The sequence below is a fragment of the Zavarzinia sp. CC-PAN008 genome (genome assembly GCF_051903925.1).
Classification (GTDB): Bacteria; Pseudomonadota; Alphaproteobacteria; order Zavarziniales; family Zavarziniaceae.
The window spans coordinates 1806193-1821918 of sequence record NZ_CP173678.1 but is presented as its reverse complement, the minus strand read 5'-3'; the positions used below and the strand labels follow the sequence as shown (position 1 = coordinate 1821918).

Annotated in this window: 10 protein-coding genes and 1 tRNA gene; 6 read left to right on the top strand and 5 right to left on the bottom strand. The window is 70.4% G+C overall.

Annotation, left to right across the window (positions count from 1 at the left end; all coding sequences use genetic code 11):
* Positions 1 to 4: 4 nt before the first annotated feature.
* Positions 5 to 520, top strand: coding sequence for a PaaI family thioesterase (locus ACI6GS_RS08520; RefSeq protein WP_439817360.1), 516 nt, complete (start codon positions 5 to 7; stop codon positions 518 to 520).
* Here the strand turns inward: ACI6GS_RS08520 and ACI6GS_RS08515 are convergent.
* Both ACI6GS_RS08515 and ACI6GS_RS08510 read right to left on the bottom strand, forming a co-directional pair.
* Positions 514 to 4845, bottom strand: coding sequence for a translocation/assembly module TamB domain-containing protein (locus tag ACI6GS_RS08515; RefSeq protein ID WP_439817359.1), 4332 nt, complete (start codon positions 4843 to 4845; stop codon positions 514 to 516). The two genes, ACI6GS_RS08520 and ACI6GS_RS08515, sit on opposite strands and share 7 nt — an antisense overlap.
* On the bottom strand, positions 4845 to 6776 hold the full coding sequence (locus ACI6GS_RS08510; RefSeq protein WP_439817358.1) for an autotransporter assembly complex protein TamA: 1932 nt from the start codon (positions 6774 to 6776) through the stop codon (positions 4845 to 4847). Before ACI6GS_RS08510 ends, ACI6GS_RS08515 begins: the two co-directional genes overlap by 1 nt.
* A gap of 177 nt (positions 6777 to 6953) precedes the next feature.
* Here ACI6GS_RS08510 and ACI6GS_RS08505 point away from each other — a divergent pair, with 177 nt between their 5' ends.
* Together ACI6GS_RS08505 and ACI6GS_RS08500 are read left to right on the top strand one after the other, a co-directional pair.
* Positions 6954 to 8009 (top strand): quinone-dependent dihydroorotate dehydrogenase, encoded by a 1056-nt coding sequence (locus ACI6GS_RS08505; RefSeq protein WP_439817947.1) that lies wholly within the window; start codon positions 6954 to 6956, stop codon positions 8007 to 8009.
* 29 nt (positions 8010 to 8038) lie between these two features.
* Complete coding sequence (locus tag ACI6GS_RS08500; protein ID WP_439817357.1) at positions 8039 to 8470, top strand: TIGR01244 family sulfur transferase; 432 nt, start codon at positions 8039 to 8041, stop codon at positions 8468 to 8470.
* Between the two features lie 7 nt (positions 8471 to 8477).
* Here ACI6GS_RS08500 and ACI6GS_RS08495 read toward each other — a convergent pair whose 3' ends face one another.
* Complete coding sequence (locus ACI6GS_RS08495) at positions 8478 to 9656, bottom strand: pyridoxal phosphate-dependent aminotransferase (protein WP_439817356.1); 1179 nt, start codon at positions 9654 to 9656, stop codon at positions 8478 to 8480.
* 196 nt (positions 9657 to 9852) lie between these two features.
* Between ACI6GS_RS08495 and ACI6GS_RS08490 the strand changes: the two genes are divergently transcribed.
* Both ACI6GS_RS08490 and ACI6GS_RS08485 read left to right on the top strand, forming a co-directional pair.
* A tRNA-Asn gene (locus tag ACI6GS_RS08490) sits at positions 9853 to 9928 on the top strand.
* A 213-nt stretch (positions 9929 to 10141) separates the two neighbouring features.
* On the top strand, positions 10142 to 12265 hold the full coding sequence (locus tag ACI6GS_RS08485) for an ATP-binding protein (protein WP_439817355.1): 2124 nt from the start codon (positions 10142 to 10144) through the stop codon (positions 12263 to 12265).
* A gap of 10 nt (positions 12266 to 12275) precedes the next feature.
* On the opposite strand, the gene ACI6GS_RS08480 is transcribed toward ACI6GS_RS08485, so the two are convergent.
* The gene (locus ACI6GS_RS08480; protein WP_439817354.1) at positions 12276 to 13523 is read right to left on the bottom strand and encodes a cytochrome P450; all 1248 of its coding nucleotides are present in this window, start codon (positions 13521 to 13523) and stop codon (positions 12276 to 12278) included.
* Between the two features lie 77 nt (positions 13524 to 13600).
* A complete protein-coding gene (locus tag ACI6GS_RS08475; RefSeq protein WP_439817353.1) occupies positions 13601 to 14584 on the bottom strand; it encodes a DUF808 domain-containing protein in 984 nt (327 codons plus the stop codon).
* A 248-nt stretch (positions 14585 to 14832) separates the two neighbouring features.
* Between ACI6GS_RS08475 and ACI6GS_RS08470 the strand changes: the two genes are divergently transcribed.
* Positions 14833 to 15717 (top strand): hypothetical protein, encoded by an 885-nt coding sequence (locus tag ACI6GS_RS08470; protein ID WP_439817352.1) that lies wholly within the window; start codon positions 14833 to 14835, stop codon positions 15715 to 15717.
* Positions 15718 to 15726: the final 9 nt, after the last annotated feature.

Genomic DNA, 15726 nt, shown 5'->3' with positions numbered 1-15726 from the left:
TCCCATGGACAAGATTGAGACGCCGGCCCGCGACATTCCCCCGGGCTTCGTTCACCTGCCGTTGATCGACGGTTTCGTCGGCGCCAATGGCCCCCTCTACATCAAGCGCGAGGGCGACCAGGTCATCCTGGGCTTTCGCGTCGAGCAGCGGCACTGCAATCCGATGGACATCTGCCACGGCGGCATGATCTCCACCTTTGCCGACATGCAGCTGCCGCTGGGCTCGCGCCTGCAGGCCGACCTGCCGGACAATTTCCTGCCCACGATCAGCCTGAACACCGACTTCCTGGGGCCTGCGCCGCTGGGCGCCTGGGTCGAGGGGCGGACCCAGGTCCTGCGCCGCACCCGCAACCTGGTCTTTGCCCAGGCGCTGGTCTATGCCGACGGAGCGATCGTGGCGCGCAGCAGCGGCACGTTCAAGATCGGCCCCGCGATGGAAGGCGTCGCCGGCAAGCTGTTCGAGCTGCTGGGCGACGGTACCCCACCCGGCAGCGACGCCCAGCCGGACAGCCCTCAGTAATCGTACTCATAGGTCAGGCCAAAGCCGGTGGAGCCTGAGGCGCCGGCGGAGGAATGGACCTTGACGTTGGGCAGGACCTCCACCTCCACCTTGACCTTGCTGGAGTTGGCGCCCAGGCCCTGCTCGACGCCGACATAGACGTCCTCGGCGACATAGGAGCCGGCGCTGATCGTGCTGGAGGCAAGGCCCTCGTCCCCGCCGCCCAGCGACAGGCGGTCCAGGCCCAGGCTGCGGCGTACGCTGTCCAGCATGCCGCCACCGCCCTTGCCCGACAATTGCAGAGCCGTCTGCGCCAGCTGCGCCGCCTGACCCGCCGAGAGCGAGGCGACATCGGACCCGAACAGCACGCGGGACAGGATCTGGTCCTGCGGCAGTTCGGGCTCCGCCGCCAGGCGCAGCGTCGGCTCCGACACGGGGCCTTCGATGATGACCTTGGCCAGGATGTCGTCAGTCTGCGTCTGCGCGGTCAGGTTGATGCGCGGGTCGATCCGGTCGCTGGTGGCAAGGTCGATGCGCCCTTCGGCAATATCGAACGTCTGGTCGCCCAGGGTGAAGTCGCCGCGCACCGCCTCGATCCGGCCAAGCACCACGGGCTTGGCGGCCGTGCCGCTCACCTGCATGCGTCCCTTCCACTCGCTTTCCAGGCCACGGCCGCGCACGAACAACTTGCCCGGCACGTCGAGCGTGACGGCAAGGGCGATCTCGCGCGCAGCGGCCGGCGTCTCCGGCGCCTCGGGCGGGACTTCCGCCGGCTTGGGCCGCGGGCGCGGCGCCTGGCCGGGAATGTTGATCTCCGTCACCTGGACGATGGCGACCGCGGGGGCGGAGGGTTCGGGAATGCCGATCTCGCCCCGCGTCAGGGTGATGGTGCCGTCGACCTTCGTCCGCTCCAGCGTGCCGCCGATCTGAAGCCGCGCCGCCGTCTCGATCTCCATCGTGTCGAGGCGGGTGACGTGGAAGCTGTTGGCCTCGAGCGTGATGGCGAAGGGCTGTCCCGACAGGTCGATGGCGCCTGAGCCGGTCAGGCGGCCATCGCCGCCATCCGTGGCGCTGAGCGAGCGGATCTCGATCCGCTGGCCGTTACCGGCCGCCTCAAGGTTCAGGCGCTCGATCGTCGTGCCATAGGTCGCGCTGACATAGCGCGCGTCGCTGAGACGGATCGTGCCGCTGATGTTGGGCACGTCCAGCGTACCGCCGATGCGCGCATCGAAGGCGGCGCGGCCCGCCAGCTTGTCGTCGCCCAGGGGAATGAAGGGCAGCAGGCTGGCCAGTTCGGCATTGCCCCGGGCGCGGATGTCCAGGACGCCGCCAGGCGGCACCGCCGGCACGCCGCCGATCATGGCCAGGGGCAGGGCCGCCGTGGCGCTGACGTCCACGTTGCGGATGCCGCTGACGCCCAGGTCGGCGGCCAGGCGATTGTTGCGCCAGTTCGCCTTCAGGTTGACGTCGACCTTGGGCACGTCGGCCATGTCGACGGCGTCGCCCAGCATGGCCTGGCTGGGGCGAAAGCCGCGCAGGGCGACCGTCACGTCGGCGGTGGGTGCCGCCATCGTGCCGGATGCGACGATGGTGGCGTTCACCGTGCCCTCTGGCGCCCCATCGGGCATGACCATCTGGGCCAGGCCCAGCGGCACGGCGGTGGCCTGCAGGCGCGCCGTGATTGCGTCCCCGGCCAGCCGGGCGTCGCCCGCAATGCGACCGCCCGCCAGGCTGAGATCCAGGCCGGTCAGGGCTATGCCGTCCGCGCCGGAGGCAACGGTGAAGCTGCGCCGGCTGCGGATCTCCTGTCCCTTCCAGGCGGCGACCAGGCGCTCGACCTCCAGCCGCAGGGTCGGGCCCAGGGCGAACCGGCCGCCGCTATCCAGGCGCAGGCGGTCGGGGGCAGGCCCCTGGCCCTTGACCGTGAACGTGCCATTGCCCTTGGCGACGGCAATGGTCGCGGTCAGCGTGTCCAGCGCACGGCCGCCCAGGTTGGCGTCGGCCAGGCGGACGGTCGCCTGCGCATCCGGTCCAGCCAGGTCGGTCAGGCGGCCGTCGACGTCCAGCCGACCGATCGTATTGCCGGCGAGCGCGATGGACCGGCCATTCAGGGTCAGGCTGGCCTGCTGCCGGCCGCCGGGCGCCGTCAGGTCCAGCTTCAGGTCGGCAGCGCCGCTCAGGTCCTGGCCCGCGACCCGGGCAAGCGGGCCCAGATCGCTGAAGCTGCCACCCAGCGTGCCCGTGGCCGTCCCGGCAAAGGCGGCGACGATGCGGCCCTGCATGCCGCCGCCCGGCACGGTCAGGCGCAGGTCGTCCAGCACGATCGTCTGGTCGCGCAGGACGACCGGGGTGGACAGGCTGACCGGCACGGGCAAGGTGGTCGCCAGTTCCACCCGGCCGCCCTGGCCCTGGTAGTCGAGGCGTGCCGTGGTGCGGCCCAGGGCATTGCCCTGGACGACCAGGTTGTTGGCGGTGATGTCGGCCTTTGCCGTCGGTGCCTGCAGCGTCCCGGCAAAGCGAATGTCGGCCTTCAGGTCGCCGCCCAGCGGCGTGCCGGCCACGGCCCCGATCGGGCCCAGGTCGGCCGCGGTGACGGTGAAGCGGCCATCGCCCTTCTGGAACCCGTCGGTCAGGTCGAGCTGGCCATTGGCCTTGACCAGGGGGGTGTCGAGGATGAGTTCGGCGACCCGTGCGGCACCATCCTCCAGCCGGGCCTTCAGGGATAGCTTCGGATTGCGGCCGGTCAGCCGCGCCGCCTGGGGATCGGCGGGCACCAGGTCGCGGCCCTGGGCGTCCACCGCCAGGTCCAGGGCCAACGGCAGCAGTGTCCCCTTCGCCACGATGCGCGCCTGGCTGCGGCCGGACGTGATGACGCCCGGATAGGGTGCGATGTCCAGGTCGGTCGTGATGTCGACGCGGTTATAGGCGTCGTCGATCCGCCCCTGCGCCACCACCGTCGTGCCGGCGGCAGCAAACCGTGCGGTCTCCAGCGTGACGCCCAGCGGGTCGCGCACGCCCGCCAGCGTCACATCGGCATCGCCGTCCAGCCCGGGAAAGGGCTGGCCCTCCTGGCGCGGCGCGCGGGCGTTCACCGTGACCGCGAAGCGCTGCCGGCCTTCGGCGTCCTGTGGTGCCACCTCGGCATGGGCGGTGGCGCCGTCGGCGCTGAACGTCTCGTACACCAGGGCGCTGCCGGTCAGGTCAGCGACCAGCGCGGGGGCCGCGACGGTGCCGCCGATCCGGGCCGTCACCTCCGCGGCACCGGCCAGCCGGGCGCCGATCAGCGGGGCAAAGGCCGCAAGGTCGGGCACCTGTGCCCGCGCGGCCAGGGCCAGCGCCTGGTCATCCAGCCCCAGCGTGCCATCGACACCCGCCGACAGGGCCGCGGCCCGCACGCTGGCGCGGTCAATGCGCAGGACCTGTCCGTCCTGCCGCAGCGCCGCCTCGACCGTGAAGGCGTCGCCCACGACCTGTCGCGCCTCCGCCGGCGCCAGTTCGCCCAGCGTCATCGTCCCGGCCAGCTGGACCGACAGGGCCGGCTGCACGCCCAGGGTCACGTCCAGGTTGGCCCCGGCCAGCCGCTCCGCCGACGCGTCCAGCCGGCCCTTCCAGCCATCCAGCGGCCCCGCACCCCGCGCGGTGACCGCGATCGCCGGCAGGCCCGGCAACTGGGCCAAGCGGGCGATCAGCCCCCCTTCCGGTTCGCTGACATTGAGGTCGAGGTCGAGCACGCTGGTCGCGCGGTCGAAGCCCAGCTTCAGGCCCAGCGTCATCGGCTTGCCGTCCAGGCGCTCGGCATCCAGGCCGATGCGTACGTCACCGGCACTGGCTGGGACCAGGGCGCCACCAGCCACGCGCAGCGCCACTTCCTCGCCCGCCGCCAAAGCCGGGGCGATGACGATGCGGGGCAGGTCCAGCCGGTCGACATTGACCGAGACGGGCAGTTCGGGGATCAGGGGGCCCGGCTGGGACGGCGGCGGCGGTTCGGTCGCGGGGGCGGGTGCCCGCAGGACCCGGACCTCGCCCGCGCGAAGCAATGTCACGTGGGCTTCGCTGTCAAGCAGGGCGCCGGCCTCGACCGCGGCCTCCACCGCGTCCAGCTCAAGCCAGGGGCCATCGCGGTCGGCGATCGTCACCCGCCCGATGGTCGGCGCGAACGGCAGGGAGCCGCCGACATCCTGGACCGTGATCACCATGTCGGGGCTGGAGGCCAGATCCGAGATCAAGGGCCCCAACTGGCGCTGAACGGGGCCCAGCTGCAGCAGGCCCCAGCCCAGCAGGATGAGGAGCGGAATGGCAAGGACGATGCCGCCAAGGACATAGAGGCTGCGCCGGACCCAGGGCATCAGAAGGCCTGCCCCAGGCTGATGTAGAGTTGCAGCGCCGAGTCGCTGTCGCGCTTGCCGACCAGCGGGGTCGCGATGTCGACCCGGAACGGGCCAAAGGGCGTGTAGTAGCGCGCGCCGATGCCACCGCCCACGAAGATGTCGCTGTCCGAGCCGGGGATCATGTCCTCGCTCACCGTGCCGGCATCGACGAAGGGGACGATGCCGATCGTGTCGGTGACGCGCCAGCGCAGCTCGACCGTGCCGGCGATGACCGAGGTGCCGCCGATCGGATCGCCCTTGGCGTCGAGCGGGCCGACTGCCTGGAAGTCGAAGCCGCGTACGGTATCGCCACCACCGGCATAGAGCCGCTTGTTCGCCGGAATGTCCTCCCGATCGGCGCCGATGATCGTGCCGACGGTGCCACGCAGCGCCAGGATCAGGCGCGCCTCCTCGTCCATCCTGAAATAGGTGGAGCCGGCCAGGACGACGGGAATGAAGGTGCCCGACGTGTCGGAGGAATTGTACAGATAGGGCGTCACGGACAGGCTAACCCGGCTGCCGCTGGTCGGGTTCAACACGTCATCCGAGGAATCGCGCGAAATCTCCGCAGGAAGGGAGATCAGGCTGAAGTCCCGCTCGCCCTGGTCGTCCAGGATGCGCGACTGTTCGAAACCGACGCCCAGCTTGCCGGAATAGATGTCCCAGAACTTGCGCTCGAACCCGGCGGAGATGCTGGCGCTGTCGGACTCATAGGCGTCGCGCCGCTCGCTCAGGATCTCGACGCCGGCCAGGAAGTCCTGCTCGCGGCGCCACAGGTCGGGACGCTTGAAGGTCGTGGTCAGGCCATAGATTTCCTGTCCGGCCTTGCCCTCGACCCGCAGCCGCTCGCGATTGCCGAAGAAGTTGCGGTGCTCCCAGCGGCCGTTGATGGTGATCCCGGTCGAGGTATCGAACTCGGCGCCCGCGGCGATGGTGCGGAACTTCCCCTCCTCCAGCGTGATGGCGACGGGTGCCGCGCCGTCCTGCTCGATCTCCTGCAGCTCGACCCGGACGCTGCGGAAGACCCCGGCACCGGTCAGGTTCTTGATCGTCTTGTCGATCTCGCGACGGTCGGCGGGCTGACCTGGCGTGATGGTGATCAGCGATTCGATCGAGTCGCGATTTACGTCCTCAAGGCCCGAGACGGTGACGGCGCCGAACGTCGCCAGGGGCCCGGGTGCCACCTCGAAGCGGGCGCTGATCGTGCGCGCTGTCCGGTCGGCCACCACCTCCCGCTTGGCGATGCGGGCATAGGGGCGGGACCGTTCGCCGAAATGCGTGACCAGCTTGGCCTCGGCATCGACGATGGCCTGGGAGCGGTACGGCTTGCCGACCTCCAGGCCCAGCGCCTTGGCGTCCGGCACGCCCTCGGGCAGGGCGGCGCCCCCTGGGCCTGTGATCTCCACCGCCGCCAGCGGGTAGGAGGGGCCCGGGGTCACGACGATGCTGACGGGGATGACGCCGTCGCCATCGGCCTGGCCCATGGTGATCGCCATCTGCCCGTCGAAATGGCCATAGGCCTTCAGCACGTCGAACAGGCGCGCCTGGTCGGCAGCCATGCGACGGCGCAGCGCGGTCAGGCTGGCCGGCGGCTCGTCCTCCTTGTCGATCAGCTGCGAACTGGCTTCCAGCAGGTCGGCCAGTTCGCTCTGCGCGTCCTCGTCGGCACCGGGGATCGGCTTGACCTCGATCGTCGGACTGTATTCGACAGCGGCGGGGGCTGGCTCGCGGTCTTCTGCCTCCTCGTCCGCAACCTCGTCGATGGCAGGCGGCGCCCCCATGTCCTCGGCCACCGCCTCGGCCGGCGGATCGGCGGGCAGCGCGCCTGCGGCTGCGGCGGCCGGGTCGGCTTCCTGGGCCTGGGCCCGGGGCGGCGTCGCGGCGCAGCCCCCGGCCAGCACCAGAAGCATGGCCACCAGCCACGCGGCACGCCCCGCCCCGGCCGACCGGACGTTGACCGGCAAGGATGCCGGGCCGGGAAGCGCCGAGCCGGGGGCTGGCCCTGCGGGTGCCTGCACTGCTAAGACCAAGGCCTGCGTCACGCGCTTCCCCCCAAAAGTCTCTTCCCTGGCGACCCTGCCGTGTCCCTGCTGCACCTCGACCGACTGGCCTGGCCGGTCATTTCCCGGCTTGATTCGGAACGTGCCCATGAGCTTGCCCTATGGGCGCTCGAGAGGGGACTCGTCGGCCGTGATCTTCCTGAAACCGGTCCGTTGCTCGCAACCCGCGTGCTGGACCTGGACTTCCGCCATCCGGTAGGCTTGGCGGCAGGGTTCGACAAGGGCGCGCGCGTCTTTGGTCGGATGAAGGGCATGGGATTCGCCTTTGCCGAGGTGGGCGGCGTCACCCCGCGCGGCCAGGTCGGCAACCCCCGGCCGCGCCTGTTCCGCATGGCCGAGGACGACGCCGCAATCAACCGCATGGGCTTCAACAATCCGGGCAAGGACGTCGTGGCGGCGCGGCTGCGCGCCGGGCGCGGGACGGCTGGCCTGCCGGTCGGCGTCAACCTGGCCAGCAACACCGATACCGACGATCCGGCGCGGGATTTCGAGATCCTGGTCGAGACGTTCGCCCCCCTGGTCGACTATCTGGACGTCGACGTGTCTTGTCCCAACACGAAGAACGGCCGCCTGTTCCAGGATCCGACGCGCCTGCGCGACCTCCTCGTGCGCCTGCGCGCGGCATGCGCCCGGGCTGGTGCCACCCCGCCGATGCTGGTCAAGGTCGCCTCGGACCTGAGCGAGGCCGAGACGCTGCCCCTGGCCGAGGTCGCGGTCGAGGGCGGGGTCCAGGGGATGGTCGTGGCCAATACCTCCGCCGCGCGCCCCCCAGGCCTGCGCAGCCCCCATGCGGGCGAACGCGGTGGCCTGTCGGGCCGCCCCATCTTCGCGGCCTCGACCAGCCTGTTGAAGTCGGTGGCGCGCCATGTGCAGGGCCGGCTGGTCCTGATCGGCGTCGGCGGCGTGTTCGACGGGGCCGACGCCTATGCCAAGATCCGGGCCGGGGCCAGCCTGGTCCAGCTCTATACCTCGCTGGCCCTGCATGGGCCCGACGTGGTGCCGCGCGTGGTCGGCGAACTGGCCGGGCTGCTGCGGCGCGACGGCTTCACCAGCATCAGCCAGGCCGTGGGCGCCGATCTGTGACGCCCCTGCCCTTGTGAAAGGTCACCGCAATGCCGCCTGTCCGCATCAACGACCGCATCGCCGTGATGGGCCAGCCCCGGCTCGACGACTTCGCCGCCCTGAAGGCCCAGGGCTTCACCACGGTCATCAACAACCGGCCCGATGGCGAGGCGCCGGGCCAGCCCGGCTCCGCGGCCGAGGAAGCGGCGGCACACGCGGCGGGCCTGGACTATCACTACCTCCCCGTGACCGGCGCCACCCTGAACCAGGAAGCGGTGACGCGCTTCGCCGATCTGGTCGCGGCAGCGCCCGGACCAGTACTGGCGCACTGCGCGGGCGGCCTGCGCTCCGCCATGCTGCACACGCTGGGCGAGGTTCGGGCCGGCCGCCTGGCCCCCCAGGACGTGATGGCGGAGGGCGCGCGAATCGGCTTCGACCTCAGCCCCGCCCTGGGCTGGCTCCAGCGCAACGGCAGGGCGTGAGGCCGGCCTAGCGCCGGCCGACCTTCTGGGCAAAGGCCCGGATGCGGGCGCATGCCTCCTCCAGCCGCGGTTCGGGACAGGCCAGGCTCAGGCGCAGATGCCCGGCGGCGCTGGGTCCGAAGGCATCTGCCGGTAGGAGCGAGACGTCCTGGTCCTCCAGCAGGCCAAAGGCATAGTCGACGCCGGACAGACCGCTCTCGCGAATGTCCAGCATCGCGAACATGCCGCCGGCCGCCGTCAGCACGCGCAGCGCCGGCGCGTCGGCCAGGCGCTCGGCCACGATCCGCCGCCGCGCGCCATAGGCGGTACGCATCGCATCCAGTTCGGCGAAGTCATGCTCCAGGGCGACGGTCGCCGCGTCCTGGATGAAGGGCGGGCTGCCATAGAGCATGCACAGCGCCAGCGTCCCGATATGCCGGGCCATGTCCGGCGGGGCGATCGTCCAGCCGACGCGCCAGCCGCTCATCGCATGGCTCTTCGACAGGCTGGAGATCACGATCGTGCGCTCCGCCATGCCGGGCAGGCTCATGGGCGTGACGTGGCGCCCCTCGAACACCAGCGTCCAGTAGACCTCGTCCGAGATCAGCCACAGGTCGTGGCGCCGGCAGATCGCGGCGATGCCCTCCAGCTCGGCCGGGGTCAGCACCATGCCGGTCGGGTTGTGTGGGCTGTTGATGACGATGGCGCGGGTCGCTGGCGTGACCGCCGCCTCGATCTGCGCGATATCGGGGTGGAAGCCGCGTTCCGGGTGCAGCGGCACCTTGACCGCGCGGGCCCCGGCCGCGCCGAACACCGCGTCATAGGTGACGTAGGTCGGCTCCAGCACGATCACCTCGGTGCCGTGGTCCAGCGCGCACAGACTGGCCGCGAACATGGCACACTGCGCGCCGGCCAGGACGACGACCTGCATCGGGTCGACGGCGACGCCCGTCCATTCGGCGAAGCGCCTGGCGATCGCCGCGCGCAGCGGTGGCTGCCCGACGATGTGGGAATAGTGGGTCCGCCCCGCCCGCAGGGCCGCCACCGCGGCATCGACCACGGGCGGCGGCGTCTCGAAATCGGGGTCGCCGACCGACAGCATGATGACGTCGTGGCCGGCGCGCAGGCGCTTCTCGGCCGCATAGTGGATGGCCCAGGCGCGCGAACCTTCGCCCGCGATCCGCTCGACCAACGATGAATAACGCACCCTTCCGCTCCACCAGATGCCCACCCGGGCCGCCTGCGCGCCGGAGTTTGCCCAAGCGCGCCGCGCCTGGGAAGCAAGCGATCCTTATCCCCCCGCAGCGCCGCCTTATGCTGCAAAAGGCGCTTGGCGTGGCGGGAATCATTGTGTAAAAGGTGCCCCTCGCCGAGCCGGGGCCCCTGCTGGTCCTGGCTGCTGGTCCCCGGTAGCTCAGTTGGTAGAGCAAGCGGCTGTTAACCGCTCGGTCGCTGGTTCGAGTCCGGCCCGGGGAGCCAACCTTCCACGGTTCATCCTTCCGCAATGGCGGGCTCCCGGTACAATCGGGAACCGCACGCCCTGGCTTGCGTTCATGCAAAGGGTGGGTCCGGCCCAGCCGGGCACGGGGGAAGCCTGGATGCGGATCGGTGCGCCGAACCCGGCCGGGCGGGTTGACGATCTGGTGGAGGGGCAACTGCGTCAGGCTCAGCAGTCAGACCGGGCCGGGCGCGATGCAGCCTGACAGCCAGGACCAGCCCACGCTCGAGCCCCAGCAGGCGTCGGCAGCCGACGCGCATGCCGCGATGGTCGCCGCCCTGGCCCGCAGTGAGGAGCGATACCACGCGCTGTTCAACGCGATCGACGACGGCTTCTGCATCATCGAGTTCTTTGATGGGCCGCACGGACCGCTGAGCGACTATGTCCATGTCGAGGCCAATTCGGGCTATGAGCGCCACACCGGAATCGCCGGCATCGTCGGCGTGACCCTGCGCCAGGTCGACCCCGTGGACGCGGACCAGTGGATCGCGCTCTATGGCGGCGTCCTGCGCACCGGCGAGCCCGTCCGCTTCGAGCGCTATTTCGGCACCGCCAGCCGCCATATCGAGGTATCCGCCTCCCGCGTGGAACCGCAGAGCCGCCGTCAGGTGGCTGTCCTGTTCCGCGACATCAGCGCGCGCAAGCGGGCTGAGGAGGCCATGCGCGCCAGCGAGGCACTGGCCCGCGAGAACATCCAGCGCGTCCAGCTGGCCTTGGCCGCGGGCGCCATCATCGGCACCTGGCTGTGGGACATCCGGTCCGACCGCTTCACGGTGGACGAAGCCTTTGCCCGCTCGTTCGGCCTGGATCCTGCCCTGGGGCGCGAGGGGCTGCGCCTGGCCCAGGTCGTCGCCACCGTGCATCCGGACGACCGGGCCGACCTGGAGGTCGCCATGAACGCGGCGATCGACCGGGGCGGACCCTATGCCCACCAGTACCGGGTCCGGCGGACGGACGGAAAGTACTACTGGATCGAAGCGAATGGCCGCGTCGACCTGGGTCCGGACGGCACCCCGCTGAGCTTTCCCGGCGTCCTGCTGGATGTCGACCAGCGCCGCGCAGTCGAAGCCGAGCGCGACCGCGTCACGGCCGCCCTGCGTGCCCTGAACGAGACGCTGGAGCAGCGCATCGAGGAGCGCACCGCCGAACTGATGCGGGCTGAGGAACTGCTGCGGCAGTCCCAGAAGATGGAAGCGGTGGGGCAGTTGACCGGCGGCCTGGCGCACGACTTCAACAACCTGCTGGCCGGGATCTCGGGCGCGCTGGAGCTGATGGAGGCGCGCATAAACCAGGGCCGGTATACCGACGTCGCGCGCTACATCGTCACCGCCCAGGGTGCGGCCAAGCGCGCCGCGGCCCTGACCCACCGCCTGCTCGCCTTCTCGCGCCGCCAGACGCTGGCGCCGCGGCCGACCAACGTGAACAGCGTGGTGGCCGGCATGGTCGACCTGATCCGGCGCACCGTGGGCCCCGGCATCGCGGTCGAGAACGTGGCGGCGCTGGGCCTGTGGACCTCGCTGGTGGATACGCCGCAGCTTGAGAACGCGGTCCTGAACCTGTGCATCAACGCGCGCGATGCAATGCCGGACGGTGGCCGGATCACGATCGAGACGTGCAATCGCTGGCTGGACTGGCGGGCCGCCCGCAAGCTGGACATGGAGGAGGGTCAGTACATCTCCATCTGCGTCAGCGATACCGGGGTCGGCATGCCGCCCGATGTGCTGGCCAAGGCGTTCGACCCGTTCTTCACCACCAAGCCGATCGGCGAGGGGACGGGCCTGGGCCTGTCCATGATCTATGGCTTCGCGCGGCAGTCGGGCGGCCAGGTGCGCATCTATTCCGAGGCCGGGTCGGGCACGATGGTGTGCATCTACCTGCCCCGTCATGGCGGGGAGGCCGACGACGAGGCGGTGGAGCCCGAACAGCCCGCCATCGACGCGCCCGCCGCGGGCGAGACGGTCCTCGTCGTCGATGACGAGCCCACGATCCGCATGCTGGTGACCGAGGTGCTGGAAGAACAGGGCTATGCCGTGATCGAGGCGGCGGACGCCGCGGCGGGGCTCAAGGTCCTGCAATCGAATACCCGGATCGACTTGGTCATCACCGATGTCGGCCTGCCCGGCGGCATGAACGGCCGGCAACTGGCCGATGCCGGCCGCACCCACCGCCCCGACCTGAAGGTGCTGTTCATCACCGGCTATGCCGAGAATGCGCTGCTCAACAACGGCCAGCTGGAGCCGGGCATGTCGGTCATGACCAAGCCCTTTCGCGTCGACGTCCTGGCAGCCCGGGCGCGCGAACTGATCGCCAAGGCTTGAAGGCCGCCGGTCAGGCCGGGTGGGCGATGATGGGGACGGTCTTGATGCCGTTCACGAAGTTCGAGCGCATGCGGCGTTCCGGCCCCGCCTGCTCGAAGCCGGCAAAGCGCGCCGCCATTTCCTGGAGCATCACCTTCAGCTGAAGCTCGGCCAGGCGCTGGCCCAGGCAGACATGCTGGCCCGTGCCAAAGGCCACATGCTTGATCGTGTCGCGCCCGATGTCGAAGCGGTCGGGATCGGGATAGACCGCCTCGTCCCGGTTGGCGGCGGAATACCACAGGATGACCTTGTCCCCCTTGGCCACGCGGGTCTCGCCGATCATGGCGTCCTGCGTTGCCGTGCGGCGCATGTGCATGATCGGCGTGACATAGCGCACCACCTCGCGTACCGCGGTGCGGATCAGCCCGGGATCGGCCCGCAGGCGTCGCCATTGCTCAGGATGGCGGGCAAAGGCCATGACCCCCTGGCTGATCGAGTTGCGCGTCGTCTCGTTGCCGCCGACCAGGACCAGGATCATGTCCGCCAGGAACTGCGGACGGGTCAGCAACTGCCCCTCGATCGGCGTGTTGACCATGAGCGACAGAAGGTCGTCGCCCGGTGCCGCGCGCCGCTCTGCCAGACGGGCGTCGAAATAGGCCGCGAACTCCGCCATGTGGCCGGCCATCGCCTCCGGACTCTCCCGCATTTCCGGGTCGTCCTCGGCGATCAGGGCATTGGTCCAGGTGAACAGCTTCTTCCAGTCCTCCGCCGGTAGGTCCATCAGCTCGCACAGGGTGACCAGCGGGAATGGCGCGGCAACGGTGTCGACCCACTCGGTGACGGCGCCCGGCACGACCGTGTCGAGCAGGTCGGCCGCACGCCGGCGCAGGCGCTCCTCCATCTGCGCCAGCCTGGTCGCGGACAAGGCCGGCACCAGGGCTCCACGCCGCTTCTGGTGCAGCGGGGGATCGACCGAGATGAAGGGCGTGCCGAATGCGGCGTCCTGGACATTGGCGACCGAGACCAGATTCTCGTCGAACATGCGGTGGCCGCCATTGGCCGCGGCCGAGGAAAAGATCTCTGGCTGGCGCCCTACCGCGGTGATGTCCTCGTGCCGCAGCACGGACCAGAAGCCGCGCCCGTCCGCCTCCGGGTTCCAGTACACGCCGGCACTGCGCCGCAGCGCCGCGAACAGGTCATAGGGCACGTGATCGACATAAAGGTCCGGGTCCTTGAGGTCCGGCCCCCCGACAGGCTGCGTGTCCAGATGGCGGTCCATGCGTATAGTCTCCACGCATTTTTCTCGGACCAGAGCCTGCACCGACGCCGAACACTGTTCAAGTCCCAGCTTTCAGGTCAGGGGGCGGCAGGCCGCAGCTTCTGCCACAGGGGCACGATGGCGTTGCCGACCAGGGGAATCATGCAGGCACCAACCGCCACCCCGACAATGCCGGAGCCGATCGCCTGGACCAGCCAGGACAGGAAGCCGCCCAGCGCGGGGACGGCCGCCGCCACGGCGGCGCCGGCGTCGTGCAGGACATGCGCTGGCCAGTCCAGGCCATAGACCTCCAGCCCGTGGACGATGATGCCGCCGCCAACCCAGATCATCGCGGCCGTGCCCACGATCCCCAGGGCCTTCAGGAAATGCGGCATGCCCAGGACCAGGCCCCGACCCACCGCGCGCGACAGTCCGCCCAGAGCGGAAGGCGCGGTCGATGCCGCCAGCAGCATGCCCAGGTCGTCCGCCTTGACGATCAACGCGACGACGCCATAGACGGCGACAGTTATGGCGAAGCCGACCACAGCCAGGACCAGGCCCTGGGTCCAGATGTCGGCGTCCGGCACGGTGCCCAGCGTGATCGCCATGATTTCGGCCGACAGGATGAAATCGGTGCGGATGGCGCCAGAGATCTTGGCCTGTTCCAGTGCCGCGGCGTCCGCGGGTCCCGCATCCATCGTCTTCTCGTGGGCATGGGCCGCGTGCGGGAAGAACAGTTCGTAGAGTTTCTCCGCCCCCTCGTAGCAGAGGTAGAGCCCCCCCAGCATCAGCAGCGGCGTGATCGCCTGGGGCAGGAACAGGCTCAGCGCCAGGGCGGCGGGCAGCAGGAACAGCAGCTTGTTCTTGAGCGAGCCCAGCGCAATGCGCCAGATGATGGGCAGTTCCCGCGCCGGCGACAGGCCGGTGACATAGCGCGGGGTCACCGCCGCGTCGTCGATCACGACGCCGGCCGCCTTGGTTCCCGCCTTGGCCGCCTGGGCCGCGATGTCGTCAAGCGATGCGGCCGCTGCCTTGGCGATGGCCGCGACATCGTCGAGCAGGGCGATCAGGCCGACACTCATGCATCCTCCAGCGATCAGGGTGGCCGGGCGCAGGGCGCGCGGCGGGACCGGCCCTCCGTCCTCTTTTGCCTTGGCCCAACGGTCCGCACAACTGGGACCATGGAACGCGCGGGCAGCCCCGCCGGCGTGGCGGGTGCGGCTGTCGACACAAGGTGCGCCGCGCACCGATTTCCGGCACAGTATGGTGGCAAGTCCGCCGGTCGGGGGGCGGCCGGGGGGCCGTCGCCGGGGACGGAGCAGGAGCGGGCATGGGGTATCTGCAGACGGCAGTCGACTGGCTTCGCTCCAGCCGGCACCCTGCGGCCGAACCCCTACCCCAGCCGCTGCGGGTGCTCGAGCACCAGCCCATCGCGGCCGATACGGCCAGCCTTGACCCGCGCCTGGTCATCCTTTCGCTCAGCCAGATCGTCTGGGGCGACGGGCTGATCGGCCCGTTCGATCCCGGCTTCGTCGACGAGGCTGTGCGCGACCTGGCGATGACGAAGGATTCGAGCGTCGCTTTCCTGAACGCCGAGCTGGGCGGGCCCGCCTGCGCCCTGGCCCAGGCCAGCAGCGCCTGGATCACGGCGTTCGAGAGCAACCAGGACCTGGCCCGCTATGCCGGGCCGATCATTGGCCGCCAGAACACCGAGAACCGGGTGGAGCTGCGCATCGTCGCGCCCCCCGTCGCGCAGAGGGCGCGGCCCGGACGCCCGGCGCCGGCCCCGCCAAAGACCCAGGGCAGGCGTTATGACTGCGTCGTCGCCTATCAGCGCCTGCTGCGGGGCGAGCCTGTGTCCTCCCTGGTGCCGCGCGCCGTCGCCCTGCTGAAGCCTGGCTCCCTGCTGCTGATCGACGACGTCGTGGGGACGGGCGCAGCGGCCGAGGCATTGACCGAGGCATTGAAGGGGGCGGGCCTGGAAATCCGCGCCTGGCGCGAGCACTCCCGCCTGACGAGCGAGATGGCGGAGCCGCTGCGCCGGCTGGGCATCCTGACACGCAAGATCGACGAACTGAGCGCGATCGTCGGGCGGGAGGCGGCGAACCACCTGCTGACCGTGGCGACCGCCGCCTCCATGGTCCAGTCGGGCCTGGATCGCGGCAACATGGCGGCGGTTCGCGTCGTGGCGCGCCTGCCCAGCTTCTCCAAGTAGGACAGGCCC